A 26803-nucleotide genomic window follows, 5' to 3' on the forward strand; every position below is an offset into this window, starting at 1 on the left:
CCAAGCCCTAGGCGCTGTGCGAAAAGTCGACGAGCGAAGGTTAGACAAGGCAAAAATCGGTGAGAAAGCGCAGTTTACGGGGTGTAAATGAGCATTTTGACCGGGCTGGCGCACCAGCCGATTTTTAACGCCGTATTACCGAGCGCAGGCACTTTTCAGACAAGCCCTAGCCCAGCAGCCCCCTGACCAGCCCCAACGCCAGAAACGCCAGCACCAGTGCCCACACCGGCAGCCGCTTCAGCAGCACGAATCCTGCCACCACGATCGCCACGTCGAGGGTCGAGACGATGGCGCTTTGCCACACCGGATCGATGAAGGCGGCCCCCAGCAGCCCGACCACAGCGGCGTTGGCACCGCTCATGGCGGCCCTCAGGCGAGGGCGACGGCCGAGCCGTTGCCAGGCCGGCAACAGCCCGATCACCAGCAGGGCCCCGGGAAGGAAGATGGCGACCAGCGCCAGGGCGCCCGCCCACACGCCGCCGGCAACGCTGCCCAGATAGGCGGCGAAGGTGAACAGCGGCCCCGGAACAGCCTGAGCGGCGCCGTAGCCAGCCGTAAACTCCTGAGTCGAGACCAGCCCGCGGCCGACCACCTCGGCGTCCAGCAGCGGCAACACCACATGGCCCCCGCCAAACACCAGTGCGCCGGCGCGATAGAAACCGTCGGCCAGCGTCGTCCAGGCGTTGGGCGAGAGCCAGTGCAGCAGGGGCAGCCCTCCCAGCAGCAGCGCGAACAGCACCAGGGCAACGGGACTCGCCCAGGACGCCAGCGATGGTGCCGGCACGCCAGCGTCGTCGGTCGACGTTGACGTCGCGCCTTCCAGCAGCAGGAGACCTGCCAGGGCTCCCAGCACGATGACCGCCACCTGGGCGCCGATGCCGCCGACGACCAGCATGATGGCAAGCGCCACCAGCGCCATCCTGGCACGGGGAAGATCCGGGCAGAGGCTGCGGGCCATGCCGGTCAGGGCCTGGGCGACGACCACCACGGCGACCAGCTTGAGCGAGTGGATCAGCGCTTCGCCAAGGGCGCCGTCCATGGCACCGGCACCATAGGCGAAGGCCATCATCGCCAGTGCCGAGGGCAGGGTGAAGGCGAGCCAGGCCAGCAGGGCGCCGACCAGGCCGCCGCGGATCAGTCCGATGGCAAGCCCCACCTGGCTGCTGGCCGGGCCGGGAAGAAATTGGCACAGCGCCACCAGTTCGGCGTAGGCGGATTCGCTCAGCCAGGCCCGGCGCTTGACGAAGACCTGATGAAAGTACCCGAGATGAGCGACCGGACCGCCGAAGGACGTCAGCCCGAGGCCAAGGAAGGTCAGAAAGATATCCAGGTGGCGTCGCGGCTGTTGTCGGAGGGGTTGTTGCGATTGTTGAGGGCTGTGTTCCATGACGTCACCGCGAAAAGTGGCAGTCCAGTCTGGCACCTCGAGGTGACAGTGAAATGAAAGGAGATAACGGAAGGCAGGTGGCATGGACAGGGGGCGTCATGCCCCCTCTCTGTCTGCGCTCTGTCTCCACCCTATCTCAACTCAATCTCCGCTCTATCCCCAGTCTGGCCGACTGGCCCTTCGGCCAGGGCCCCATCCCGCCAGTGAGCCAGCGCCGGTACTTTTCAGGCAAGCCTTAGCGCAGGTAGAGGCGGCCCTGTTCATACAGACTGCGGCAGTCGCTGGCGTCGTGGAAGCGATCGGCTTCGATATTGCCGCTGGCAACGCCGGGGCCGGCGAAGCGAGGATCATCGCACTCACCGTCGTGGCTCCACTGGCTGCCGTCGTCGCCCCACTCGATCTCGCCACCGACGTAGCTGCTCGATGCGCTGGCAGAGGCGCCGGCCGACGCTGCACTGCTGGTGGACAGCGACTCGGATACCACCAGGGTCGCGGGTGCCAGCTGGCCGCTGCCATCGTAGCTGCCGACCCAGACGTTGTAGTTGCCGCTGGGGGGCGAGGTCAGTACCACCGCCGGATCGGTGCCGTCGGCGTCATCGCTGCAGTGCCAGATGCCGCTGGCGTCGTAGACCACCAGGGTGGTATCGCTGGCCGAGGTGGCGGCGATCTTCAGCGGATAGCTGCCGGCGGTGTAGTTGATGTCCACATCCGGAGCCTCGGCGTTGACGAAGCCGGCGCAGTCGGCGCTGACCACACTGGCCCGGGTATTGCCGCCGGCCATCACGTCGAGGGTCTGGGGATCCGGCTGGAAGCCGGCGCTCAGGGTCAGGGTGGAATAGACCGGAGCGGCGGACCAGTCGAGCTGCTGGGCCACGGCAGGCTTGCTGGTGGACATGCCGGCGCAGGCGGTGGTCAGCAGAGGAAGCGCCAGAATGAGGGAGGTACGTGCGAAGGGGGGCATCGGATGTCCTTGGATGAGCGTTGGATGGCGACGGGGCGAATGAGACACCAGGTCAGTCGAACGAGGGGGCAGTCGAATGGACGGACGACATGACAAGAGCGACGCCCGAATTTCAGCGCACGCCCGGTCCTTAGCATAAAAAACCTGGATATCGGATACCACTTAATAAGCACTCACTAGCTCTGGGCGATAGTGCTGTGCTGAATCGGCGCATCAGGCTGAATCAGCAAAAAGTACGCTGAAAGTGTGTTCTACAGGCGTGGTACTGTGATTCATGGAAATTTGAGAGCAGGCGATGGCGTCGGGGGTCTTCGGAATGGGCCCGCGCAGGGCACCCGGGAATCCGGTTCGGTCTTCGCCAGCACTCGACGAGACCGTCATCTTCCCGACACGCAGAGGATGCTGCCGATGGATACCCCCCGTACGGAGCGAATCTCGATCTACCCCTTGACCACCCGCGTAAGAGTGGACGTCGAAGGCCAGGTCCTGGCCGACACCCTGCACGCGCTGGAACTCACCGAACCGGGCTACCCGCCACGTCTCTACCTGCCTCGCAGTGACGTCGACATGAGTCGTCTGGTAGAAAGCGACACCCGGACCCACTGCCCGTTCAAGGGTGACGCTCGCTACTTCCATGTGGAGGTCAACGGCCGCCGTTACGAAGATTCGGTGTGGAGCTACGAACAACCCCTCGATGGCGTCCAGGCGATCCGCGCCCACCTGGTATTCGATCCCAGGGTCGCGACCGCCAGCGTCGAATCCTGAAGAGGGGCCGCTTGGCGATAGAGAGCCCTGTCAGGCGGTCAGGCGGTCAGGAACTGGTCAGCATAGCTCCAGCGGCACTTCCTGGGCCTCGAAGGCCAGCAGCCATTGCTTGCGCCCCATGCCACCTGCATAACCCGTAAGGCTGCCATCACTGCCGATGACCCGGTGGCAGGGCACCACGATGGCGATGGGATTGCGTCCGTTGGCCGCGCCCACCGCCCGGTGGGCTCCCTTGCGGCCGAGTCCTTCGGCGATCTGGGCGTAGCTTCGGGTCTCGCCGAAGGGGATCTCCGACAGCGCCTTCCACACCTGACGCTGGAAGTCGGTGCCCAGGGGATCCAGCGGCAGCGAGAAGCTCTGGCGTCGCCCCTGAAAGTAGTCATCAAGCTGTTCGCGGCAGGCGCGAGTGTGCTCCGAGGGGCGAGCCGTGATGGTCTCGGCCCGGTCGACGTCGATAAAGTCGAGTCGGGCGACGCCGCCAGGGGTAGCGGCGATGACGATGGCTCCCAGGGCGTCGACCTCGGGCGGATGGTAGACCTCGAGTCCAGCGAAGGCGTCGAGACAGGCGATGGGATCAAGGGTCGTTGTCATGGTCATGACTCCAGAGTTGCAGCAGCAGATAGCTGCGCCAGGGGCGGGCCTTGTCAATGTCGATGCCGATATCGCTGTCGCCCCCAGCCAATGAAGGGGGGGGCAGGACGCGTCGAATCACGGCGTCACCGGCGAGCCAGACATCGGGGTCGCTTTCGCCCCTTAGACGAGCGTAGCCGGCGGTCCAGGGGCCGATGCCGAGAATGTCCTCCCAGTGCGGAGGATTGCGCTCGTCACCTGCCACCGCTTCGGCCAGGCGTCGAAGCGTCTGGCGTCGGCTGTCGGGCATGCCGAGAAAGGCAAGCGGCGAGCCTGCCAGCGACGCCGCGCTCGGAAAGTGGCAGCCACCGTCCGGGGTCCTCTCGCCGAGGGCATCGACCAGCGTCTGGGTCAGGGCGCGCGCCTGGACGAGGCTGACCTGCTGGCCGAGTACGGCGCGAACGGCAGCCTCGAAGGGTGACCATAGCCCAGGCAGGCGCAGGCCTTCCACCAGTGGCAGACCGGGAGCCGCGTCGCGCAGGGTCGCGTCGATCAATGAGGGGGTAGTGTCCAGGTCGAGCATGCGCCGAATATTGGCGATGACGCCGGTCACCTGATTCAGATCGTCGATGACCAGTTCGACACGAAAGCCATGGCGTTCGGGCTGATGGAAGGCGGTGAAGTGCCCACGGGCGCTACGCCAGCGGAAACGTCGACCGTAGTGATCGTCGCCGACCCACTCGAGACCGCGGATCGCTCGGCGAGCGAAGAAGTCGCGCAGCGTGGCGAAGGCGTAAGGGGGACGATAGCCGAGGGTCAGGCTCAGGCACTGGCCGAGCCCCTGCCCCGTGTCCTTGCGCGTGCTGGTGCTCGACACGCGCCGGCGAATATCACGGGGGCTGAGTCCGATGCGCTCGCGGAACACCTCGTTGAAGCGTCGTACGCTGCCGAAGCCGCTGGCCAGCGCGACCTCGCCGATGGTCAGGCTCGATTCATGCAGCAACTGTTTGGCGAACAGACAGCGACGATGCTGCGCATAGCCTGATGGCGAAATGCCCAGGTGGCGCTGAAACAGCCCTCGCAGATGGCGAGCTCCGATACCGAGCCGTGCGGCCAGGGCCTCGACCGAGTCACCATCCAGCGCGCCCTGGTCGATCAGCGCAAGCGCTCGCTTGAGGGTGGTGTCACTACCTTGCCAGGCAGGCGAGCCCGGGGCGCTGTCGGGACGACAGCGCAGACACGGTCGGTAACCCGCCTGGAGCGCGCCCAGCGCACTTTCGTAGTAGCGCACGTTGTCTTCCCGCGGCAGTCGCGCCGGACAGATGGGCCGACAGAAGATACCGGTGGTCAGCACCGCCACGAAGAAGCGACCGTCGAAGCGTGGGTCCCGACTGAGCCGGGCTCGTCGCAGCGTCGCGAGATCAAGCGTCATGGGGTGGGATGCGCGGGCGCCTGATGCGTGGCCCGGGGCGCCTGGCTGGCGGGTGGCGTTCAGGTTGGTGGACGGCGCAGGCATGTCCCTCTCCCAGACGGTATGCTTGAGGACAAGTCTATCGCGTCCTTGTCCCCACAATGGCGGAAATCGGCACTCACTGGAAGATCGTTGTCCCCCCCGCACAGGAGAACCGCATGTCGCTACCCTTGACTCGCCACAATCGTCCGCGTCAGGTGCTTGACGCCATCGAGGCAGCCAATACCGGTCTCAGGGAAGACGACCGGCAGGCCAAGTTCGACAAGATCGCGGCCTCGCCCTACGCCTTCTTTCGAGGCACCAATCATCTGTACTGGGCCGATGTCTGGCATGACTGGCGCTTTTCGCTCTACGGCGGTCAGGTCGACACCCAGACCTGGTTGCAGGGTGACGCCCACGCCTTCAACTTCGGCGCCTATGGCCACCACGATGACCACGTGCGCTACGGCATGGACGATTTCGACGACTCGCTGATCGGTGACTATCAGTATGATCTCTGGCGCCTGGCCATCAGTCTGGTGCTGGACGCCCACGACAATCAGGGTCTTTCGCCCAAGGCGCTGCGCCGTGGTCTCAAGCACCTGGTGCTTGCCTACCATCGGGAGCTTGCCGACCATCGCCGAGGCGAGACCCCAGGGTACGTCAATGTGGAGAGCGCCAAGGGGCCGCTCAAGCCGTTCATGCAAAAGGTCGAGCGCAAGAAGAGTCGGGCCAAGATGCTCGACAAGTGGACCCGGCTCGACGATGACGGCCGCCGGCTCGAGCGTGAGGGCAAGCTGTCCAACCTGCCTGCCCACCTGGACAGCCAGTTGCGCAAGGCCATCAACGAGGAGTATCGCGATACCCTGAAAGGCGAGCGCAGCGAGTCCGAGGACGAGCACTTTCGCATCAAGGACACCGCGCGGCGTCTGGATGCGGGCACCGGTTCACTGGGACTGGACCGTTTCTACGTGCTGATCGAGGGTGGCAAGGACCACGAGCACGACGATGTCATTCTCGACGTCAAGGAGCAGCCTGGGCCGGCCGGGCTGGTGCTGATGAGCGAGGCCGGCAAGCGCGCCTGGAAGGCGACCTTTCCCCATGAGGGCATTCGCCATGCCGCCGCTTTCCACGCCATCGCCGAACACCCGGATATCTACCTGGGCTGGCTGCACCTGGGCGACAAGGTGTTCTCGGTGCGCGAGCGCTCGCCCTACAAGGAAGACTTTCCTACCCACAAGCTGAAGGGCGGCAAGGACTATCGCCAGCTGGTAAAGCAGTGGGGTGGCATCCTCGCCCGCGAGCACCTGCGCGGCGCCGCTGCGCTGACGCCGGACGATCCGGGCCGTTTTGCCCGGGCGGTCGGCCGGCGGGTCGACGGTCACCTCGATCAGGTGGTCGAGATGGTGACCACCCTGGCGCACAGCTACGCGCGTTGTGTGGCCCAGGACCATCAGACCTTTGTGCAGTCACGCAAGGATCGGCAGTGATGCCTGGCCTGGCTCAGGTCTGCTCGCCCGGCTCCAGCGGCTCGCGGGTGGGGCCTCGATAGACCCGCGCCAGGGTCCGCGTCATCAGCTTGCGTGACAGACCCGGCACCAGGCGCATGCCAAGGGTGGCCAGGCGTGCCTGGCGGGTCGGCACGATCAGGTAGTCACCCTTGTGCAGTCCCGTGAGGGTATCGTCGGCGATGGCGTCCAGGCTGGCCTTGGGGATGGACAGGGTCTGGGCGCGATTTTCCGGCGTCCGGCCCTGTTCCAGGGTGTCGACCATGGGAGAGTCGAACTCGCCGGGGCACACCAGCTGAACCCGGATGCCCTGGGGCGCGAGCTCGTAGTAGAGCGACTCGGTCAGCCCCACCAGGGCGTGCTTGCTGGCGCAGTAGGGGGTGTAGCCGAAGACCCCGGTCAAGCCCGCCACCGAAGCAATATTGATCAGCCAGGCCGCGGGGGCATTGCCCTTGTGTCCGTGCTGGCGCCCGCCCTGGGCCGCCAGGAACGGCAGCGCCGCCCGAGTGGCGTTGAGCGGGCCGAAGTAGTTGACCTCCATGACCTCGCGAAAGTCCCGCTGGGTCAGTGTCTCGAAGTAACCCTCGCGCATTACCCCGGCGCAGTTGATCAGACCGTCGATGGCGCCGCTTTCGGCGGCGATGGCGGCCATGGCCTCCTGCGTCGCGGTTTCATCGGTGACGTCCGCCACCCGACAGTCGACCACCGCCGCCGGCGACTCGCCTCGCAGCGTCTCGAGCGCGGCAAGCAGGCGCTGTTCGTTGCGGGCCACCAGGGTGACCCGCGCGCCCTCGCGTACCAGCCGCTGTGCCAGCGCCAGGCCCAGACCCGAGGAACCTCCGGTGATGACGAAGTGACGATGTTCGAACATGGTGGCTCTCCAGCCGCCAGCCTGTCATGGCAGTCTGACAAGCGTGGCCTCTTGTGGATGGTGGTGGTCGACGGTGTGCCAAACGCTCTCGGTGATCAGGATGCCTGTCGCCAGCGACAGGGAAGCGGGAAGGCCTCGAGGCGGGCCTTGAGAGAGGAGAGATCGACATCGCCAGCCACCCTGATCTCCGCCACCAGGCCGAGGGTCGCATCCTGGCATGCCGTGATGCGTGCCACCCCGGGCCCCAGTTCGGCGTCGGCGATCTCGCCATAGACCCGGGTGACCGCGTCCTGTCGCAGGGCCGGCTTGAACACCTTGCCCACCGCCGTCAGCGGAATGCTGTCGAGGATCCAGATGTTCTTGGGGATGGCGGCCTTCTCGGCCAGGTGGGCCTGACAGTGGCTGAGCAGGTCGTCCTCGTTGACATGGCGATTGGGCTGCAGGCTGACGTAGGCCACCGGCAGTTCGCCGACCCGGTCGCAGGGCTTGCCCACGGCGGCGGCCATCTGCACCGCAGGGTGGCGGTAGAGCGCGTCTTCGATCATCTGCGGATCGATATTGTGCCCCCCGCGGATGATCAGATCCTTGGCGCGCCCGGTGATCCACAGGTAGCCATCGGCATCCTGGCGGGCCAGGTCGCCGGTGTTGAACCAGTCATCCTCGACCCAGATGTCGCGGTTCTGTTCGGGCCTGGAGTAACCGTCGAAGACGTTGGGGCCGCGGATCAACAGCGTCCCGATCTCGTTGACTGCACAGTCGTGCAGGTAGCGGCCCTGGTCGTCGAGGGCGACCACCCGGGCACCGGTATAGGGCAGTGCCAGGCCCACCGATCCGGTGCGACGCTCGCCTGCGAGCGGGTTGGCCATGCTGCCGCAGGTGCCTTCGGTCATGCCGAAGCCCTCGATCAGCGAAATGCCGGTCAGCTCCTCGAAGTGGCCGTGGACAGCCCGGGGCAGGGGGGCGCCACCACTCAATGCACTTTCGAGGCTCGATACCTCGGCGTCACCGAAGGGCACCTCGAGCAGGCGAGAGAAGATCGCCGGCACCGCACTGAAGAAGCTGACCCGGTGGCGCTCCACCAACGACCAGAAGTTGTCGACCAGGCCGGGGCTGCGGAAGCCGCCCGGGGTGGCCAGCAGGATCTCCGCGCCGATCATCAGCGGCACCAGGCCGGTAATCAGTACGGCGTTGACGTGAAACAGCGGCAGGCCACAGAGGATCACCGCGTCCTCCCGGTGACGAAACAGCATCTGCATCATCGCCGCGTTGGCCACCTCGTTGGCGTGGCTATGGGGTGCCAGCTTGGGCAACCCGGTGGTGCCCCCGGTGTGGAACAGCGAGGCGCGCTCCTCGGGGTGAATCTTACGTTCATTGATGAGCCGATCGGCGGGGGCCCGATCGAGGCAACGGTCGAAGTCCTCGCACCAGTCGGCGGCGTCGGGCAGCGGCAGACGTTCGCGCAGTGCCCGGGCTTCGTCATCGCCGAGAAAGCGCGCGGCATCGACGTACAGCACCTTTTCGAGGCTCGGTACCCGGTCCTTGATGGCTTCCACCTTGTCCCAGATGTCGCTGCCCGGAAAGGGCGCCAGCGCCACCAGCACTCGGGTGCCGGCGGCGTTCATGATGCCGGCGATATGCTCGGGCTCCAGCATCGGGTTGATCGGGTTGACCACGCCGGCCGCCTCGCCGCCCCACAGGGTGAAGTGGGTCTGGGGCAGGCTCGGCAGCAGAAAGGACACCACGTCGTCTGAGTCCACGCCGAGGCGGTGAAAGGCGTTGGCAGCCTGCACCACACGGGCAAGAAACTCGGCGTAGGTGTAGCGCTGTCCCTGCTGCTGGGCCGTGGCGTCCATCACGAAGCGCAGCGCGGTGGCGTCGGGTCGGCGCCTGGCGCTGATCTGAATCAGCTCGAGGGTGCTGTCGGGCAGCTCCAGCGAGGCCCAGGGGGTCGCCTCGATGACCTCGATGTCGGCGCGATCGCGAATCGCCGGAAAACGACTAATTCGCTCGAGGTAGGAGGGCAGGGGCGAGGCTGCGGCGGAAGCGGTGTCGATGGTCATCTTGGTTTCTCGAGGCGTCGCGGCGTCAGGACCAGGCGCGACAGCAGCAATCGTAAGTGTTGTTGTTGAACGTGCTAGCGGACCAGCCACTGCATCAGTTTGAGGACCTTGTGGGTGGTGCTGGTGTAGGGCGGTATCAACAGTTTCATGCTGTCGACAGGGCCCTGACGGTAGACCGGGCGCATCTTGGAGAAGGTGATGAAGCCGTCGCGGCCGTGGTAGTGACCCATGCCGCTATCACCCACGCCACCGAACGGCAGGTCATGCTGGCCCACGTGCAACAGTGCATGGTTGACCGAGACGCCGCCCGACTGGATACGCTCGATGTAAAGGTCCACCAGCGCCCTGTCCTGGGAGAACGGATACAGCGCCAGCGGACGAGGACGTGCGTTGATGTAGTCGATGACTTCTTCCGGCTGGCGGTAGGTCTTGACCGGTAGCAGCGGACCGAAGATTTCGCGCTGCATGATCTCCATGTCATCGGTCACGTCCAGCACCAGGTGCGGGGCGAACTTGCGTGTCTCAGGGTTGCTTTGCTGTTGCGACAGGGGAATCACCCGCGCGCCCTTGGCCCTGGCGTCCTCCAGGGTCGCCTCGAGCCGGGCGAAGGAGGCGTCGTCGATGATCGAGGTGTAGTCGGGACTAGAGAGGTCGGGGTAGCGGTGTCCGACGATGCCCTTGGCGGCGTCGACCAGGGCATCCACGCTACCTTCCGGGAGAAACAGGTAGTCCACCGTGGTACAGATCTGGCCGGCGTTGAGCAGCTTGACGAACAGGATTCGCCGAGCGGCCTCGGCCAGGGAGAAGTCCGGGGCGATGATTGCCGGCGCCTTGCCGCCCAGTTCCAGGGTGACCGGGGTCAGGTTGTCGGCGGCGTTGGCCATGACCTTGCGCCCGGTGGCGGTGGACCCGGTGAACACCAGATGGTCGAAGGGCAGGCGGGTGAAGTGAGGCCCCAGCTCGCCGTCGTCGGCGAAGAACTTGAGCTTTTCCTCGGGGAAGTAGTCGGGGCTGAGGTCGATCAGCAGTTGGGCCAGTCGGGGAGAACGATCCGACATCTTGACCAGCGCCCGGTTGCCGGCGGCGAAGATGCCGATCAAGGGGGCGAGGCTCAGGTTCAGCGGAAAGTTCCAGGGCACCAGTACACCGACGACGCCCAGCGGTTGCGGGATAACGCTGTTGCGTGCACCGAAGTAGAGGCTGTGGTCGACCCGCCGGCGCTGGGGCTTCATCCACGACTTCAGGTGCTTGATGGCGTCCTTGATATCGCCGAGCACCACCACGAACTCGCAGAACAGGGTCTCCTCGCGGGAGCGATTGCCGAAGTCGTCGCTGATCGCCTGGACGAACGCCTCCTGGTGGTCCTTGAGCATGTTGGCCAGGGCCTTGAGGTGGCCGATGCGCTCCCGGTAGCTTGGCACCGGCGCCGCCAGATAGGCGCTTCGCTGCTGGTGGAAGGACTGCTCAAGCTGATCGAGGGTGCGGGGATCGGGTGACATCAGGGGGGCATTCATGCGTCGACTCCAGAGGTCGCGGTGGTCGTTGTGGCGGCGTCGCTGGCAATCAGGCCATGCAGGTCGCCGTGGCCGTCCAGCGCCGAGCAGGAGCCCGGCAGGGGCTTGGAAAAGTGGACGCGCGACACCTCGGCGGCCCGTCCTTCATCGAACACAGGCTCCTCGGCCCAGGCGTACTCCGCCAGGGCGAGGATGGTCAGCGAAGGGTTCACCCCCAGGTTGCCGGGAATCAGCGAGCCATCGATGACCCTTAGATTGTGGTAGCCGAAGGCGCGACCGCGATCATCGACGACGCCATCCTCGGCGCTGGTGCCGATGGCGACGCCGCCCATCAGGTGGGCGGTGCTGGGGGCGCCGGAGAGCACTTCGGTGGCCACGTTGCCGGCCTCGCCGCCACCGGCGGCCTCGACGAAGTGACGCGCCGCCTCGTGGGCGATGGGGAAGTAGTTCGACAGCGCCCGGTCATCCTTGTCCTGGTATACCGACCAGCCGGGCTTGAACATGGTGTACCAGGGGCGCTGGCTCTTCAGGTGGACGTAGGTGTCCCTGGTCTGCATCACCAGAAAGATGATCGAGTGTTTCGACTTGCCCACCGGGTTGAGCATCCGCAACGTGGTCAGCGGCTGGCGCAGGATATTGATCAGCATGCTGACCGAGCGAGGCACCTGACCATGGGTATCGGTCAGCGGCACGGCGCTCTGCAGCGCGAAGGTGGCGTCGCCGTAGCGGGGGAAGCGGTTGATCTCGATACGGGTCTCGTCGTCGGGATCGAACATCGAGGTGATGGTCGGGCCGTGGCAGATTTCCTGGGGCTGGCCGCTGGCGTCGGCGAACCTGGCGGTGTTGACGATCAGCGTCTCGGAGTTGGTGCGGACCTCTCGTCCCAGGCGCGATGACAGCCGGGGCAGGGTCTGGTCCTGGTCCCTGGCCTTGAGCAGCAGCGGGATGGTGCCGAATACGCCGGCGGACAGCACCAGGCCCCGGCAGCGCAGCCGGTAGGGCTTCTTGGCGAACCAGGCGGTGGAGGACTGCACCGTGATCTCGTAGCCGGCGCTGCCGTCGCGCTGTCCCTTGGCATCGGGCAGCGCCTCGATGCGCGTGACCTCACTCTCGGCGCGTATTTCCACGCCGTTGCGTTCGGCAAACCACAGGTAGTTCTTGACCAGAGTATTCTTGGCGTTGTGGCGACAGCCCATGGTGCAGCCGCCACAGTATTGACAGCTGTTGCGCTCGGGGCCGTCGCCGTCGAAGTAGGGGTCGCCTCGCTCGGCGCCGCTGGCGTCGTCGGGGTCCTCGGGAAACAGCACCCCGGTATTGACCGTCTGGTAGGTGTGTTCGCGGCCCATGCGCCTTGCGGTTTCCTGCAGCGCTTCGTCGGCGGCGTTCTCGTAGTGGCTCTTGGTGACACCGAGCATGCGCTGGGCCAGGCCGTAGAAGGGCGCCAGGCGTTGCTTCCAGTCGCCATGGACCCGGGTCCAGGACTCGGCGGCAAAGACCTCGTCCTTGGGGATCAGGTGCACATTGGCGTAGACCAGCGAGCCGCCGCCGACGCCGACGCCGTGCAGGGCGGTGATCTTGCGGGTCAGGCTGATCTGCAGATTGCCGGTCAGACCGAGCCTGGGGGCCCACAGGAATTTTTTCAGGTTCCAGGAGTTGTCCGAAAATTCCTCGTCCTTCCAGCGCCGGCCCTTCTCCAGCATCAGCACGCGATGGCCCTTTTCCGAGAGCCTCAGCGCGCTCACCGAGCCACCGAAGCCGGTGCCGATGATGATCTGGTCATAGTCGAAACGGTCGTCTTGGCTGGACGTCATGGACTGGCCCCTCACGCTGTCGTTGTTGTCTACACCGAGCATAGTGAAGGCAGGGCCGGGCGGATTGACCGAAGGCGCGCGCTATTTGACAGATCGCGCAATATCGAGCGTTTCGGTCTTATGCTTTCGTCGCCATTGGGCGGGACTCTCGCCCATGATCCGCTTGAAGCTGCGGGTCAGGGCGCTCAATTGGCTGTAGCCAAGCAGGTCGGCGATCTCGGTCAGGCTCAGTTGGGTGTCGAGCATGTAGACCCGAGCGCTGCGCATGCGCACGCGATCGAGCAACTGCTGGAAGCTCAGGCCGCGCTTGAGCAGGCGGTCCTGGAGGGTACGTGGTGGTACGTCCAGGGCCTGGGCCACGGCCTCCAGGCTGACCTGATCGAGCGGCAGCAGGTTGGTGATGATCCACTCCACCTTGCTTTCGATGTCGTCCCAGCGATGACGGTGCATCAAGGAGTTGATCAGGTGCCGCAGGGCCGGACTGCCTCCGGCGATGGCGTGGTCGAGACAGCTGCGGTCGAACACCAGGGTGTTCTCGGGATGATTGAAGCGCAGCGCCGAGTGCAGTTGCTGGGTGTAGGGTTCGAGGTCTCGTGGCTCCTCGCCGCACAGGTAGACGGCGCGTAGCTTGATCGGCTCGCCGTAGAGAAAGGTGAGGATGTTGTAGGCGCCCATCAAGGTATTGTCGTTGTGCTGGCGCGATGGGGCACTGCGCCCGGGCACACGATAGGTGAAGTGGTAGTAGGCCTGGTCATCGCGCTCCTCGAGACGCACATCGAGCCCTTGCACGTGGCGGCCGATTTCCTCGGCCACGGTGACCATCGCCTCGCGCAGGGTGGCGCACTGCTGGATCAGCAGGCCCACCATGCCCAGCATCGAGATATTCTGGTAGCGCCCCAGCAGCAGGCCGAAGTGGCGACAGCCGCTCATCTGGGCACCCAGTTCGAGCAGGTCGATCTTGGTGGCCACCGGAATCAGGCGGTCCGGCCGGTCGAGGTAGTCCGGCGGCAACGACAGTCGTGCCAGCGCCTGGTCGGCATCGACACCCTGCTCGTCGAGCAGGGTACGGTAGCCGGTCAGGGCCGCGGCACGCACCATGGGCTGCATGGGGGTATCTCCGGGACAGGGTGTGATCAGTATATCGCTCTGTGCGCGGGGCCGCGCTTGGTCAAAAGATATAGATGCCAGGCGTCTAATATGCCGAAGCGGGAGGTGCTGGTATACGCCGGCGGCGCCCCGCAGGGCGCCGCCGATGATGGAGCGAGTGTCGAGCTGCGCCGAAGAGGCGTCCCGGACTCAGCGATAGGTGTCCTTGAAGCGATCGCGCAGCTGATTCTTCTGCACCTTGCCCATGGTATTGCGCGGCAGGCTTTCGACGAAGAATACCCGCTTGGGCTGCTTGTAGCGGGCCAGCTTGTCGCTCAGCGCGGCGATGACGTCGGCCTCCTGGGGCGAGGCGCCTTCGGCGGGCACCACCACCGCGGTCACCCCTTCGCCCAGGTCAGGGTGGGGCAGGCCGATGACCGCGGATTCGGCGACGCCGTCCATCTCGTCGATATGCCCCTCGACCTCCTTGGGGTAGACGTTGTAGCCGCCGGAGATCACCAGATCCTTGTCGCGTCCGACGATCTGCACATAGCCCCGCTCATCGATCTGGGCCAGGTCGCCGGTGATGAAGAAGCCATCTTCCAGCAACTCCTCGGCGGTCTTCTCGGGCATCCGCCAGTAGCCCTGGAACACGTTGGGGCCGCGCACCTCCAGCATGCCGATCTCGCCCTGGGGCAGCGGCGTATGGTCACCCCCCTCTCGGTCGGTGATGCGTACCTCGACGCCGGGCAGCGGCATGCCCACGGTGCCGGCGATGCGATCACCGTCGTAGGGGTTGGAAGTGTTCATGTTGGTTTCGGTCATGCCGTAGCGCTCGAGGATGGCGTGGCCGGTGGCGGCCTCGAAGGCCTCGTGGGTCTCCGCCGTCAGCGGCGCCGACCCCGAGGTGAACAGACGCATGCGGGCGGTGGCCTCGCGGGTCAGGCGGGGATCCTTGAGCAGCCGGGTGTAGAAGGTCGGCACCCCCATCATGGTGGTGCCTTCGGCCATTTCCTCGAAGATGACGTCCGGGTCGAACTTCGCCAGGAAGCGCATGCTGGCGCCGGCCATCAGGATCACGTTGCAGGCCACGAACAGCCCATGGGTATGGAAGATCGGTAGGGCATGGATCAGCCGGTCGTGCTCGTTGAAGCGCCAGGCCTCGACCAGCGACTCGGCGTTGGAACCAAGATTGCGATGGCTCAGCATGGCGCCCTTGGAGCGGCCGGTGGTGCCGGAGGTGTAGAGGATCGCGGCCAGGTCATCCGGCCCGCGCTCGAGCATCTCGGTGACCGGTGTGGCCGCCTCGGCGGCCTCCATCAGGCTACCGTCGGCGGCGGTGCCCAGGGATTCGACTCGGGCGCCACCGCAGGAGGCAGCGACCTCGCGGGCGGCCGTGAGTGAATCCGGGCGGCAGACGAACAGGGCGGGTTCGGCGTCACCGAGGAAGTAGCGAATCTCCTCGCTGGTGTAGCCGGTATTGAGCGGCAGGTAGACTCCGCCGACCTTGAGGCTCGCCAGGTACAGAAGGATCGCCTCGGGGCTCTTGTCGACCTGGACGGCGACCCGGTCACCGGGCCCCACGCCGAGCGCGACCAGCGCCCCGGCGAGCCTGGCCACCGCTTCCAGCGCATCGCTGTAGCGGTAGTCACGGCCTTCGCGGGTGGTGATGAAGGGCGCGTCGCCACGCTCGGTCATGCGCTTTTCAAAGGTGGCAAAGAGGTTGTGATTCATGTGACGGGATCTCCCTTCAAGTGCTTGCGGGCGCGACGACGCTGGTCCCTGACCTGAGACGAGCAGGCCACCTTGCCTTCGGTGGTGTAGCGCTCATGGTTGCCTTCGATGTCGTCGAGCACGTAGAGATAGTTGACCATCAGTGAGCCGAACTGTGACAGCCCCCGGCGAGAGGTATCACCGAGCCAGTTGATGCGGTGCAGTTCGGCGCCATTGCCGAGATGGAAGCGGGCGACGGTATTCAGCGGAAGATTGCGCGCGTTGCGCTCCTTGGTGAGGTAGTGAGCGGCCAGCGGCTTGATCACCTCACCCAGGGCCTTGCTGCGCTCGGGGTCCTCGAGCCAGTCGTCGTGATCGAGCTCGGCCAGCAGGGCGCGGGTGTCGTCGTCGAGGCGACCGCGTTGGTCCTGGCGCTCGGCGTCCAGCCAGGCGCGAAAGCCGGGTACCGGTGACAGGGTGACGAAGTTCTTCAGCCGCGGCAGTTCCGACTTCAGCTCCTTGACCACCTGTTTGATCAGGAAGTTGCCGAAGGAGATGCCGCGCAGGCCGACCTGGCAGTTGCTGATGCCGAAGAAGGCCGCACTGTCGGCGTCTTCGGCCTCGATGGCCTCGTGGTTGGCGTCCAGGATCGGCTGGATGCGCTCGGGCATGCCCCTGGTCAGGGCCACCTCGACGAAGATCAGCGGCTCGTCGCCGATGGCCGGGTGAAAGAAGGCGAAGCAGCGCCGGTCCCGGGCGTCGAGGCGCCTGCGCAGGTCGTTCCAGTCGCAGATCTCGTGCACCGCCTCGTAGCGGATGATCTTCTCCAGTACCGCCGCCGGGGTGTTCCAGTCGATCCGCTTGAGCACCAGAAAGCCACGATTGAACCAGGACGCGAACAGGTGGGCGAAGTCGGCATCGAGCGCCTCCAGCGCCGGGAAGGCCTTGAGCCGGGGCAGCAGGTCCTCGCGCATGCGCACCAGCTCATAGGTGCCGCCGGCGGTAAGGTTGAGCCGGCGCAACAGCTCCTGGCGCTGCGGTTCGCAGGCCTCGAACAGTCGCTGCAGGTCGACATTGCCGCGACTGTCCCGGTAGCACTCGTAGGCGCCGTCGACGGCCTCGGGATCGGCACTGAACTGCTCGGTCAGGCACTGGAAGAAGCGCGTCTTCTCGTCTTCATCGAGGCAGCTGTAGCCGTCCAGGGCCTGGCCGGCCAGGGCGATGCTGGAGGCCTCGCCATCGCTTTCCAGAAGCTTGCGACAGGCGTCGATCACCTGGGTATGTTCCAGCGGCGGGCCATCGCCCCGGCGTCTGAGCAAGGCGTCACGCTGTGTGATACTGGAGAACAGTTCCTGCAGAAAGCTGAAGTTCATCGGGGACATCTCCTCGGGGCTGGGCCAGGTGGGAGCGGGCCTGGTGGCCCGCTGGTCACACGCGTCGGCGTCGGGATCATCCGGCGCTCTCCATGATCAGGTCCGGCAGCCAGGTGGCGATGCCCGGGAAGAAGCACAGCAGCACGATGCCGAGCACCATGCACAGGGCGTAGGGTAGGCTGCCGAGCAGGATGTCCTTGAGCGCGATATCCGGTGCGATCCCCTTGATGATGAACAGGTTAAGGCCCACCGGTGGGGTGATCAGGCCGATCTCCAGGTTGATGGTCAGGATCACCGCGAACCAGTAAGGGTCGAAGTTGGCCGCCAGAATGATCGGCAGCAGGATCGGCGCGGTCATCACGATCACCGCCACCGGCGGCAGGAAGAAACCGGCCACCAGCAAGAAGACGTTGATGATCCCCATCAGTACCCAGCGATTGACCTCCAGTGACGCGATCGCCTCGGCCACCGTCTGGGTGATGAACAGCGACGACAGGGCGTAGGCGAAGATCTCGGCGCAGGCGATGATTAGCATGATCATCACGCTCTCGCGCAGGGCGTCGCGCATGATGGTGGTGAGCGGTTTCACCTGCCACATGCGGTAGACCACGATGGCCAGGGCCAGACACAGGAAGGCCCCGGCGCCGGCCGCCTCCGAGGGCGTGGCGACACCGCCGTAGAGGGCGAACAGGATACCGCTGACCACCACCAGGAAGGGCAGCACCCGCACCAGCGCCTTCATGTTGGTCTCGACGTTCCTGGCGACGGTGTCCTTGAGCTCGCGGGCGGCATCGGCGACGGGGCTGGGGGTGTCATAGCCACCGGCCAGCTTGCACGCGATCAACGTCCAGGCCATGAACAACAGCGCCAGCATGATGCCGGGCAGGGCGCCGGCGATGAACAGCCGTCCGATCGAGGTCTCGGTGGAGATGCCATAGACGATCATGGTGACCGAGGGCGGAATCAGGATGCCCAGGGTGCCGCCGGCGGCGATGCAGCCAGCCGCCACGCCGTCGGGATAGCCGCGCTTGCGCATCTCGGGGATACCCAGCTTGCCGATGGCGGCGCTGGTGGCAGGCGACGAGCCGGACAGGGCGGCGAAGATCGAGCAGGCACCGATATTGGAAATGGCCAGTCCCCCCGGCACCTTGCCGAGCCACAGGTCCAGCGAACGGTAGAGGTCGCGGCCGGTGGGGGAGGAGGCCACGGCAGCACCCATCAGGATGAACATCGGAATCGCGACGAAGCCGAACGACGCCAGGCTGCCGAAGAAGGTCTCGCCGAAGTAGGTCAGCTCGCTGACGCCCCGGTCCATCACCAGGGCGGCGAGCGACACGCCGCCGAGGGCGAAGGCGATGGGCGTGCCGATGGCCATCAGCACGAACAGGGCGGTAACGATAAGGATGCCACTGGTAACTGGATCCATCAGCGTGCTCCTCCCAGTATTTCCGCCAGGTACTGCAGCGCCAGCAGGGTCGAGCCCAGTGCCAGCGGCACCAGCGCCGGCCACAGCGGCGGATTCCATACCGTGCCGGTGGTCCAGCCTCCGTGGTAGGCCTCCAGCAGGTAGAGCCAGGAGCCGTAGGCCAGGGCGATGCAGAAGGCCAGGCCGCACAGCGAGGCGATCAGGTTCATGGCGCACTTGATGCCGCCCTTGAGCGCATCGGGCAGCACCGTGACCGCCACCTGGCCGCCGGTCAGCAGCACATAGGGGGCGCCCAGCAGCATGGCGCCGGTGATCGAGAAGATCGCGAATTCGGTCTGCCAGGTGGTGCTTTCACCGAGCAGGTAGCGCACGAAGATCATGTGGCAGACGGCCAGCACCCCTGCAAAGAGGGCGGCGCCGGCCACCACTGCCATAGCGATGGATAGCCGGTCCATCAGCCGACAGAAAGCGCCCACCGGGCCGGAGGCATGTCGCCGGGAACCGGGGGCTGCGGGTGCAGAGACGTGAGGGGGAGAGTGGGACGGTGTGTGTGACATGGAGCCTCCGAGGTGACACGACAGCGACGAACGACGAGGCGCGGCCAGCGGCCGCGCCCACCTCGGTCTATTCCACCGCCAGGGCGGCGTCGATCAGTGCCTGGCCGTTGTCGACGTTCTCGGCAAAGCTCTTGTAGGCGCTCTCTTTCGCTACCTCGAGCCAGGCGTCGTAGTCTTCCTGGGACATCTGGACCACTTCGACGCCGTTTTCCTCGAACACTTCCACCATGGTCTGGTCGAGCTGGGCGGCCTGCTCGGCGAAGTACGCCTCGGCCTTCTCGCCAGCGTCGATCAGTGCCTGCTGTTGCTCCTCGTTGAGCCCGTTCCAGCTCTGCTCGGAGATCAGGATCGGCTCGTACATGAACCACAGGGCGTTCTCGCCCGGCGCCGTCAGGCAGCTGACCTGCTCGTAGATGCGATAGGAGACGAAGGAACCCGACGAGGTGTTGGCGCCGTCGAGCACGCCGGTCTGCATGGCGGTGTAGATCTCCGACGAAGGCATCGAGGCGATGGAGGCGCCGGCGGTGGCCAGCATCTCGTCGAACGCCGGGCCAGCCGCGCGCATGGTCTGTCCCTGCACCGTGTCGGGCGAGGTGATGCACTGCTGGTTGGAGGCGAAGCCGCCGGCCAGCCAGGCGTCGGCCAGCACCCGGGCGCCGGCGTCCTCGATCACCTGCTTGATCATGTCCATGAACTCGGAGTCGTTGAGGCGCTGGGCACGCTCGTGATTGCGCACCAGACCCGGCATCAGGGTGGCCGAGAATTCGGGGTGGCGGCCGCTGGCGTAGTCCAGCGGCAGCGAGGTCATGTCCAGGCGGCCGCGTACCAGCGCGCCCCACTGCTCCTTGGCCTTGAACAGCGACTGACCGGGATAGACCTGCAGGGCCAGGTCGACGTCGGCGGCTTCGACCTCCTTGGCCATCAACTGGACCATTTCGTCGCGCACGTCGCCCTGGCCACCGGGAAACTGGTGGGACACGCGCAGGGTGGTCTCGGCGCTGGCAATGGACGCGCTGGCGGTGGCGATGGCGGCGACGGCGAGAGTGAGAGCTTGGCGTTTCATGGTGACTCCTCGAGGCGTTGTTGTTGTGATGATTGTTGTAGTGGGTGTTGTAGCGAGCGTGATGATCAGTGTTGTGGTGGTGGGATAAACGCGCCGAGGTCGGCGCGGGGGATAGAGGTCAAACATTTTTTATCTGCTATGATGTATACATCAATAGCCAGCATGTATATTCCTGTCAATTCGTAGGGCTTAGACCATGGTGGAGTGAGGGCGCCGAGGGGTCAGTCGCATCAGGACAGGATATGCTGGAACGATTCGAGTTCAGCCAAGGGACAGCCAGGGGACAGCCATATGAGCAAGAAGCCCTCCAACGCCCAGCGTCTGCGGGACTCTCTCGAGGACGACATCATCAATGGTCGGCGCACGCCGGGTGAGCGACTGGACCCCGAAGAGCTGTGCAGGACCTACCAGGTATCGCGTACCCCGGTGCGCGAGGCCATCCAGCAGCTGGTGGCCAGTGGCCTGGTGACCGTCTACCCCAAGAAGGGCACCTTTGTCGCCAGGCTAGGGCTCGAGCGACTGATCGAGATGTTCGAGGTGATGGCCGAACTCGAGGGCATGTGCGGTCGACTGGCGGCGCGGAGAATCTCAGCCGATGAACTCAAGGCCTTGCGCGACGCCTTCGAAGGATGTCGCCGCGCCGGCGAGACCGGTGACAGCGACGACTACTACTACGAGAACGAAGCCTTCCACAGCGTCATCTATCAGGCCAGCCACAACGCCTTCCTGGCCGAAGAGGCCCAGACCCTCAAGCAGCGGCTCAAGCCCTATCGACGCCTGCAATTGCAGGTGCGTTCACGCATGCAGAGCTCGCTCGATGAACACCGTGAGGTGCTCCAGGCGATCGAAGCCGGTGATGCCGAGAGCGCCGAGCGCATCCTGCGTGACCACGTGCTGATCCAGGGCGAGCGCTTCAGCGACTTTGTCTCCAGCGTGCGCAAGCTGGAGGAGGGTGGGGGCGAGTTGCGACGCGCCACTGCCTCGAACTAGCCGGGCTCTGCCGTACCGGGATGGTGGTGTCGCAAGCAATGTCGCTTGACGACCACCACAGGCAGGGCCGAGGGTAGTCGGCATCCCACTTGCCAGCCTGAGGTAGCAGCCCATGTTTCCTGCCTTTTCCGGGCGCTATGCGTCCCTGCCCGATCGTATGCGCGCCGAGATGGCGCCCACCCCTGTGGCGGCGCCGCATCTGCTGGCCTTCAATCGTCCGCTGGCCGAGGCGCTGGGTTTCGACCTTGACGCCTTCGACGCGACCCGTGCCGCCGAGGTGCTCGGTGGCAACGCCGTGCCCGATGGAGCGACGCCGATCGCCGCGGCCTACGCAGGGCATCAGTTCGGCAACTTCGTGCCACAGCTCGGCGATGGTCGGGCGATCCTGCTGGGCGAGCTAGCCCATCGAGACGGCGGCCTGCGTGAGGTCCAGCTAAAGGGCGCCGGACGCACGCCCTTTTCCCGCGGCGGTGATGGTCGCGCGCCGATCGGACCGGTGCTGCGCGAGTATCTGGTGTCAGAAGCCATGGCCGCACTGGGGGTGCCCACCACCCGGGCGCTGGCGGCGGTGGCCAGCGGCGAGCAGGTGGTGCGCCAGATGGTGGAGCCCGGGGCGGTACTGACCCGGGTAGCCTCGAGCCATGTGCGGGTCGGCACCTTTCAGTATTTTGCCGCCCGCCGTGACAGCGAGGCGCTGTCGCTGCTGGTGGACTTCTGCATCGAGCGACACTACCCCGAGCTGGCCGACTTGCCCGAGGCCGAGCGCGCGCTGGCGCTGGTCGAGGCGGTGGTCGAGCGCCAGGCCAGCCTGGTCGCCCAGTGGAAGGGGCTCGGCTTTATTCATGGGGTAATGAACACCGACAACTGCGCGATCTCGGGGGAGACCATCGACTATGGTCCCTGCGCCTTCATGGACGCCTTCCACCCGCACAGGGTGTTCAGCTCCATCGATGAGCGCGGCCGCTACGCCTGGGACAACCAGCCGGCCATCGCCCAGTGGAACCTGGCGCGCCTGGCCGAGACGCTGCTGCCGCTGATCAGTGACGATCAGGAGCGAGCGGTGGCGCTGGCCACCGAGGCCATCGAGGCCTTCGCCGAGTGCCATGACGCCGCCTGGACGGCGGTGCTGCGTGCCAAGCTGGGACTCGGGGCTGATGACTCGCAAGGCCAGCCGGAAAGCCGCTCGACCGATGGTCAGGGGGGCCAGGTGGCAGACGAGGACCTGGCCCTGGGCGAGGACTTCCTCAAGGCCATGGAAGAGGGCAACGCCGACTTCACCCTGAGCTTTGCCCATCTGCCACGGGCGCTGGCCGGCGATGAGGCAGCGCTTGCCGAGGGCTTCGAGCGCAGTGGCAGGCTCGAGGCCTGGCTGCCGCGCTGGCGCGAGCGTCTGGCCCGTGAAGGCGTCGCCGACGAGGTCGTCGGCGCGCGCCTGGCGGCGGCCAACCCCCAGGTGATACCGCGCAATCATCTGGTCGAGAAGGCCATTCGCGCCGCCATCGATGACGACGACCTGAGCGTATTCGAGACGCTGCTCGCCGCCGTGACCCGGCCCTACCAGACCCCGGACGATACCAGCCTGCTGGCCCCGCCCGGGCGCGACGAGCGAGTGCTCAGAACCTTCTGCGGTACCTGAGGGGCCCCACCGGCGCCGCGGCCGCCGGTGGGCTGCTTGCCAGCAGGGCTTACGCCGACAGAACTTTCGCCAGCACGGCTCGCGCCGGCTACTGCGGTGCCTGGCTGGCCTGCAGGGTGCGCGTCAGCAGTGCCCGCAGGGCGGCCGGGCGCACCGGCTTGAGCAGCAGCTGGTAGCCGCCGCGGCGGACCTCTTCGGCCACCTCCTCGGTGCGGTCGGCGGTGATCACGATACCGGGCACCGCGCCGGTCAGGCGCTCCCCCAGGGCGTCCAGCGCCATCAGGCCGGTGACCTCGTTGTCCAGGTGATAGTCGGCGAGGATGGCGTCGGGGTCGTCGTCCAGATGGCGCAGCACCGACTTGGCGCCACCGATGGAGGTGGCGGTGAACACCTCGCAGCCCCAGCCCGACAGCATCGCCTTCATGCCCTCGAGGATCAGCGACTCGTTGTCGATGCACAGGATGCGCTTGCCGTCGAGCTTGCTGGCGACCTTGCGCGCAGGCCGGGAGTCCGTGTCCTCGGCCGGGGCCTTCGCCTCGACCCTGGGCACGCTGACCGAGAATACCGTGCCCACGCCGACCCAGGAGCGCACCCGGATGGGGTGGTCGAGCACCCGGCTCATGCGGTCGGCGATGGACAGGCCGAGGCCCAGTCCCTTCTCGCTTTCCTTGTGGCGCGAGGCCTGATCCAGGCGACGAAACTCCTGGAAGATCTCGGCCTGCTTGGCCTCGGGGATGCCGGGGCCGCTATCCCATACCTCGATCAGCAGGCGCTCGCCGCGCCGTCGAATGCCCAGCAGCACCCGGCCTTCCTGGGTGTAGCGGATGGCGTTGGACAGGAAGTTCTGAATGATTCGGCGCAGCATCTGGCTGTCGCTGTCCACCCACAGGGCCGACCCCACCACCTTGAGATCCAGGCCGCGATCTTCGGCCATCACCGCAAACTGGGCCTGCAGCGGGCGCAGGATGTCGGTCAGCGCAAAATGGCTGCGTCTGGGGGTCAGCGCGCCGGCGTCCAGCTTGGAGATATCCAGCAGGGTGCCGAGCAGCTCTTCGGCGGACTGCAGCGAACTGTCGATATGGCCGATGGTGCGCTTCATGTCCTCGGCGCCCATGTCCTGGGACAGCGCCGAGGTAAACAGCCGCGCCGCGTTGAGTGGCTGCAGCAGGTCATGGCTGGCTGCGGCCAGGAAGCGCGTCTTGGAGGCGTTGGCGTCCTCGGCCACCTGCTTGGCCTGGCGCAGGGCCTGCTCGGCTTCGGCGCGCACCCGGTTCTCCTGGCGCAGCGCGGCGTTGGCTTCGGACAGGGCCAGGGTGCGCGAGCGTACCCGCTCCTCCAGGGTCTCGTTGGTTTCCTTGAGGGCGATCTCGGCCCGCCGGCGCTCGGTAATGTCCTGATAGAGCGCGAAGAAGCCGAGGATCGCGCCGCTGTCGCCGAAGTGCGGAGTATAGGTCACCAGCATGTAGCGCAGGCCTTCGTTGGTGATCTCGAGCGACACCTCGAAGCTGACCCTTTCGCCACTCAGGGTGCGCTGAATCCAGGGAATGCGCTCCTCGGCCATGGTCTCCGGAATCACCTGGGTCACCTTCTTGCCGATGACCTCGTTGCGGTTGATGTTGAAGGCCTGCTCGTAGGCACGGTTGGTAAAGAGGTAGCGACACTCCCGGTCGAAGTAGGCGATCAGCGCCGGCACGTTGTCGGTATAGATGCGGATATTGTTTTCCGAGCGGATCAGCGCTTCTTCGGTGCGTTTCTGCTGGGTGATGTCCTGATAGGTGTAGACGAAGCCGCCACCGGGCATGGGGTTGCCCTGGACCTCCAGCACGCTGCCGTCCTGGCGATATCGCACGTAGCGGTGGGGCTGGCCCTCGCGGATGTTGTCGAGCAGCAATTCCACGTGCTCTTCCGGGTCGCCGGGGCCGTACTCGCCGTTATGGGCGTTGTAGCGGAAGATGCGGTCGATCGGCGCGCCGACACGGATCAGGTGGTCAGGGAAGCGGAACAGCTCCAGATAACGCTGGTTCCACACCACCAGGCGCAGGTTCTGATCCACCACGCTGATGCCCTGGTTGATGTTCTCGATGGTGGCCTGGAGCAGGGCGCGATTGAACTCCAGCACCTGGGAGGCCTCATCGACGATGGAGATGACGTCGGAGATGCCGATGCCACGCCCCTGCAGCGCCGAGTTGACGACGATCCGCGCCGACGAGGCGCCCAGCACCGAGGCCAGAAAGCGCTCGGTGAACTGGATCACGTCGATGGACGCTCGGGCACTGTCTTCCAGCGCCTTGCCGTTGCGCCGGGCGTAGTCCGAGAAGGCGCGGTCGACCTGGCCGGCGCTGAGGAAGCGCTGGCACAGCACCTTCAGGTCGCCGACCGTGGTAGCCCCGGTCCAGGGGCGATTGACCGAGGTCTGGCGGGTCTCGACGCTGTCGACGAACAGCGACGCCTGAATCCGTTCCACCACCCGCTGAGGGGTTACCTGGGAGACAAAGATGTAGGCCACCAGGTTGACCCCCAGCGACAGCATCACGCCGTGGGTAAAGCTGTCACCCACGTGCAGGCCGAACAGCGAGGTCGGTGACAGCCAGGCGATCCCCAGCGGCCCACCCTGGAGCCAGCCGGAGGGCAATACTCCGGCGTTGATCATCGCTGGCAACAGCAGGGTGTAGGCCCAGATGGCGAAGCCCGCGTTCATGCCGACGATGACCCCCAGGCGATTGCCGCGCTTCCAGTAGAGCCCGCCGATCAGCGCCGGGGCGAACTGGGCGGCGGCGGCAAAGGACAGCATGCCGATGGAGGCCAGCGAGGTGAATTCGCCGATCAGCTGATAGAAGCCATAGGCCATGGCCAGGATCACGGCGATGGTAATGCGCCGTGCCCGCAGGACCAGGCGGCCGTAGTCGCGGGCCTTGGTGTCGAACCAGCGCATGCGGAACAGCGCCGGGATGACGATCTCGTTGGAGATCATGATCGAGACCGCCACGGCGGCGACGATGACCATGCCGGTGGCGGCGGAGAAGCCGCCGATAAAGGTCAGCAGGGCCAGCCAGCTCTGGTTGGCGGCCATCGGCAGCGACAGCACATAGGTATCGGGTGATACGTCGGTGCCGGCGAAGATGGTCAGGCCGGCGGCGGCCAGCGGCAACACGAAGAAGGCGAACAGCACCAGGTACAGCGGGAACATCCAGCGCGCGCGGGCGGCGTCGTCGCGGTGGGTGTTCTCCACCACGGTGACGTGAAACTGACGCGGCAGACACAGGATCGCCAGCATGGCCAGCAGGGTCTGGGCCCAGAAGCTCTGGCCGAAGTCCTGCTGGGCCAGTTGCCGCTGCAGCTGCAGGTGGGTGTCGGCCCGGGTCATCAGGTCCTGCAGGCCATCGAACATGCCCCAGGTGACGTAGGCGCCGAGGATCAGGAAGGCCACCAGCTTGACCAGCGACTCGAAGGCCACCGCGTGGATCAGGCCCTCGTGGTGCTCGGTGGCGTCGGTATGGCGGGTACCGAACAGGATGGCGAAGATCGCCATGACGATGGCCACATAGAAAGCGGTGTCACCGAACAGCGGCGCCTGGGTGATGTCGGAGGCGTCGGTGAGCACGGCAAAGGACGTGGACACTGCCTTCAACTGCAGGGCGATGTAGGGCAGGGTGCCGATCAGCGCGACCAGGCTGGCGAAGGCCGCCAGAGACTGGGTCTTGCCGTAGCGAGAGGCGATGAAGTCGGCGATCGAGGTGACGTTCTGGTGCTTGGCGACCCGCACCATCTTGGCCAGTACCGGCCAGAACAATAGAAGCGTCAGTACCGGACCGACGAAGATGCTGGCGAACGACCAGCCGGAGGTCGCCGCCTGGCCCACGGCGCCGTGGAAGGTCCAGGAGGTGCAGTAGATCGCCAGCGCCAGGCTGTAGACCAGCGGGCGGCGATGGCTGGCCCCCAGGTGGCGTGCACGACGATCGCCGCGCCAGGCGATGGCGAACAGCACGGCGATGTAGAGCAGTGAAACAGCGATCAATAGCCAACCGGCAAACATGGGCACCTCCTCGACGTCAGCGGCCATTC

General features: G+C 65.8%; 19 protein-coding genes. 4 read left to right on the forward strand and 15 right to left on the reverse strand.

What is annotated here, in order from left to right; translation table 11 throughout:
- Nucleotides 1-166: 166 nt before the first annotated feature.
- Nucleotides 167-1387, reverse strand: coding sequence for a chromate efflux transporter (chrA, locus tag RBB39_RS10535; protein WP_045992175.1), 1221 nt, complete (start codon nt 1385-1387; stop codon nt 167-169).
- A gap of 235 nt (nt 1388-1622) precedes the next feature.
- Nucleotides 1623-2348 (reverse strand): hypothetical protein, encoded by a 726-nt coding sequence (locus tag RBB39_RS10540; RefSeq protein WP_052704305.1) that lies wholly within the window; start codon nt 2346-2348, stop codon nt 1623-1625.
- Nucleotides 2349-2756: 408 nt separating this feature from the next.
- On the opposite strand from RBB39_RS10540, the gene RBB39_RS10545 reads away from it, so the two are divergent.
- Nucleotides 2757-3113, forward strand: a complete 357-nt coding sequence (locus tag RBB39_RS10545) for a DUF427 domain-containing protein (protein ID WP_045992174.1) — start codon at nt 2757-2759, stop codon at nt 3111-3113.
- Between the two features lie 57 nt (nt 3114-3170).
- Here RBB39_RS10545 and RBB39_RS10550 read toward each other — a convergent pair whose 3' ends face one another.
- Nucleotides 3171-3704: a methylated-DNA--[protein]-cysteine S-methyltransferase gene (locus tag RBB39_RS10550; RefSeq protein ID WP_052704304.1), complete on the reverse strand. Its 534-nt coding sequence runs from the start codon at nt 3702-3704 to the stop codon at nt 3171-3173.
- Nucleotides 3688-5199 (reverse strand): DNA-3-methyladenine glycosylase 2 family protein, encoded by a 1512-nt coding sequence (locus tag RBB39_RS10555; protein WP_239452528.1) that lies wholly within the window; start codon nt 5197-5199, stop codon nt 3688-3690. Before RBB39_RS10555 ends, RBB39_RS10550 begins: the two co-directional genes overlap by 17 nt.
- Nucleotides 5200-5312: 113 nt before the next feature.
- Between RBB39_RS10555 and RBB39_RS10560 the strand changes: the two genes are divergently transcribed.
- The gene (locus RBB39_RS10560) at nt 5313-6623 is read left to right on the forward strand and encodes a DUF2252 domain-containing protein (protein WP_045992173.1); all 1311 of its coding nucleotides are present in this window, start codon (nt 5313-5315) and stop codon (nt 6621-6623) included.
- 13 nt (nt 6624-6636) lie between these two features.
- Here RBB39_RS10560 and RBB39_RS10565 read toward each other — a convergent pair whose 3' ends face one another.
- From RBB39_RS10565 to dctP, 10 genes are all read right to left on the reverse strand, one after another.
- Complete coding sequence (locus RBB39_RS10565; protein WP_045992172.1) at nt 6637-7512, reverse strand: SDR family oxidoreductase; 876 nt, start codon at nt 7510-7512, stop codon at nt 6637-6639.
- 95 nt (nt 7513-7607) lie between these two features.
- On the reverse strand, nt 7608-9572 hold the full coding sequence (locus tag RBB39_RS10570) for an acyl-CoA synthetase (RefSeq protein WP_157033033.1): 1965 nt from the start codon (nt 9570-9572) through the stop codon (nt 7608-7610).
- Nucleotides 9573-9646: 74 nt separating this feature from the next.
- Entirely contained in the window at nt 9647-11086 is a 1440-nt protein-coding gene (locus RBB39_RS10575) for a coniferyl aldehyde dehydrogenase (protein WP_045992171.1), read from the reverse strand.
- Entirely contained in the window at nt 11083-12897 is a 1815-nt protein-coding gene (locus tag RBB39_RS10580) for an FAD-dependent oxidoreductase (RefSeq protein ID WP_045992170.1), read from the reverse strand. The genes RBB39_RS10575 and RBB39_RS10580 overlap by 4 nt, the downstream gene beginning before the upstream one ends.
- Before the next feature lie 81 nt (nt 12898-12978).
- Nucleotides 12979-14004, reverse strand: a complete 1026-nt coding sequence (locus tag RBB39_RS10585) for an AraC family transcriptional regulator (protein ID WP_045992169.1) — start codon at nt 14002-14004, stop codon at nt 12979-12981.
- Between the two features lie 189 nt (nt 14005-14193).
- Entirely contained in the window at nt 14194-15717 is a 1524-nt protein-coding gene (locus tag RBB39_RS10590; RefSeq protein WP_045992168.1) for a malonyl-CoA synthase, read from the reverse strand.
- Nucleotides 15714-17069, reverse strand: coding sequence for a malonyl-CoA decarboxylase (locus tag RBB39_RS10595; RefSeq protein ID WP_045992167.1), 1356 nt, complete (start codon nt 17067-17069; stop codon nt 15714-15716). The genes RBB39_RS10590 and RBB39_RS10595 overlap by 4 nt, the downstream gene beginning before the upstream one ends.
- A 76-nt stretch (nt 17070-17145) precedes the next feature.
- Nucleotides 17146-18495, reverse strand: coding sequence for a TRAP transporter large permease (locus RBB39_RS10600; protein ID WP_045992166.1), 1350 nt, complete (start codon nt 18493-18495; stop codon nt 17146-17148).
- The gene (locus tag RBB39_RS10605) at nt 18495-19052 is read right to left on the reverse strand and encodes a TRAP transporter small permease subunit (RefSeq protein ID WP_197037048.1); all 558 of its coding nucleotides are present in this window, start codon (nt 19050-19052) and stop codon (nt 18495-18497) included. The genes RBB39_RS10600 and RBB39_RS10605 overlap by 1 nt, the downstream gene beginning before the upstream one ends.
- A gap of 67 nt (nt 19053-19119) precedes the next feature.
- Entirely contained in the window at nt 19120-20115 is a 996-nt protein-coding gene (gene dctP, locus RBB39_RS10610; RefSeq protein ID WP_045992164.1) for a TRAP transporter substrate-binding protein DctP, read from the reverse strand.
- A 291-nt stretch (nt 20116-20406) separates the two neighbouring features.
- Between dctP and RBB39_RS10615 the strand changes: the two genes are divergently transcribed.
- Both RBB39_RS10615 and RBB39_RS10620 read left to right on the forward strand, forming a co-directional pair.
- The gene (locus RBB39_RS10615; RefSeq protein WP_045992163.1) at nt 20407-21105 is read left to right on the forward strand and encodes a GntR family transcriptional regulator; all 699 of its coding nucleotides are present in this window, start codon (nt 20407-20409) and stop codon (nt 21103-21105) included.
- A 112-nt stretch (nt 21106-21217) separates the two neighbouring features.
- Complete coding sequence (locus RBB39_RS10620) at nt 21218-22741, forward strand: YdiU family protein (protein ID WP_045992162.1); 1524 nt, start codon at nt 21218-21220, stop codon at nt 22739-22741.
- 88 nt (nt 22742-22829) lie between these two features.
- Here the strand turns inward: RBB39_RS10620 and RBB39_RS10625 are convergent, their stop codons facing one another.
- Nucleotides 22830-26774, reverse strand: coding sequence for a NahK/ErcS family hybrid sensor histidine kinase/response regulator (locus tag RBB39_RS10625; protein WP_045992161.1), 3945 nt, complete (start codon nt 26772-26774; stop codon nt 22830-22832).
- Between the last annotated feature and the right edge of the window lie 29 nt (nt 26775-26803).

The organism is Halomonas sp. MMSF_3323, from assembly GCF_030733595.1.
GTDB classification, from domain to species: domain Bacteria; phylum Pseudomonadota; class Gammaproteobacteria; order Pseudomonadales; family Halomonadaceae; genus Halomonas; species Halomonas litopenaei.

Coding starts and splice junctions, on each gene's coding strand:
- chrA (WP_045992175.1), bottom strand. CDS start 1,387: ATGGAACACAGCCCTCAACAATCGCAACAACCCCTCCGACAACAGCCG.
- RBB39_RS10540 (WP_052704305.1), bottom strand. CDS start 2,348: ATGCCCCCCTTCGCACGTACCTCCCTCATTCTGGCGCTTCCTCTGCTG.
- RBB39_RS10545 (WP_045992174.1), top strand. CDS start 2,757: ATGGATACCCCCCGTACGGAGCGAATCTCGATCTACCCCTTGACCACC.
- RBB39_RS10550 (WP_052704304.1), bottom strand. CDS start 3,704: ATGACAACGACCCTTGATCCCATCGCCTGTCTCGACGCCTTCGCTGGA.
- RBB39_RS10555 (WP_239452528.1), bottom strand. CDS start 5,199: ATGCCTGCGCCGTCCACCAACCTGAACGCCACCCGCCAGCCAGGCGCC.
- RBB39_RS10560 (WP_045992173.1), top strand. CDS start 5,313: ATGTCGCTACCCTTGACTCGCCACAATCGTCCGCGTCAGGTGCTTGAC.
- RBB39_RS10565 (WP_045992172.1), bottom strand. CDS start 7,512: ATGTTCGAACATCGTCACTTCGTCATCACCGGAGGTTCCTCGGGTCTG.
- RBB39_RS10570 (WP_157033033.1), bottom strand. CDS start 9,572: ATGACCATCGACACCGCTTCCGCCGCAGCCTCGCCCCTGCCCTCCTAC.
- RBB39_RS10575 (WP_045992171.1), bottom strand. CDS start 11,086: ATGAATGCCCCCCTGATGTCACCCGATCCCCGCACCCTCGATCAGCTT.
- RBB39_RS10580 (WP_045992170.1), bottom strand. CDS start 12,897: ATGACGTCCAGCCAAGACGACCGTTTCGACTATGACCAGATCATCATC.
- RBB39_RS10585 (WP_045992169.1), bottom strand. CDS start 14,004: ATGCAGCCCATGGTGCGTGCCGCGGCCCTGACCGGCTACCGTACCCTG.
- RBB39_RS10590 (WP_045992168.1), bottom strand. CDS start 15,717: ATGAATCACAACCTCTTTGCCACCTTTGAAAAGCGCATGACCGAGCGT.
- RBB39_RS10595 (WP_045992167.1), bottom strand. CDS start 17,069: ATGAACTTCAGCTTTCTGCAGGAACTGTTCTCCAGTATCACACAGCGT.
- RBB39_RS10600 (WP_045992166.1), bottom strand. CDS start 18,495: ATGGATCCAGTTACCAGTGGCATCCTTATCGTTACCGCCCTGTTCGTG.
- RBB39_RS10605 (WP_197037048.1), bottom strand. CDS start 19,052: ATGTCACACACACCGTCCCACTCTCCCCCTCACGTCTCTGCACCCGCA.
- dctP (WP_045992164.1), bottom strand. CDS start 20,115: ATGAAACGCCAAGCTCTCACTCTCGCCGTCGCCGCCATCGCCACCGCC.
- RBB39_RS10615 (WP_045992163.1), top strand. CDS start 20,407: ATGAGCAAGAAGCCCTCCAACGCCCAGCGTCTGCGGGACTCTCTCGAG.
- RBB39_RS10620 (WP_045992162.1), top strand. CDS start 21,218: ATGTTTCCTGCCTTTTCCGGGCGCTATGCGTCCCTGCCCGATCGTATG.
- RBB39_RS10625 (WP_045992161.1), bottom strand. CDS start 26,774: ATGTTTGCCGGTTGGCTATTGATCGCTGTTTCACTGCTCTACATCGCC.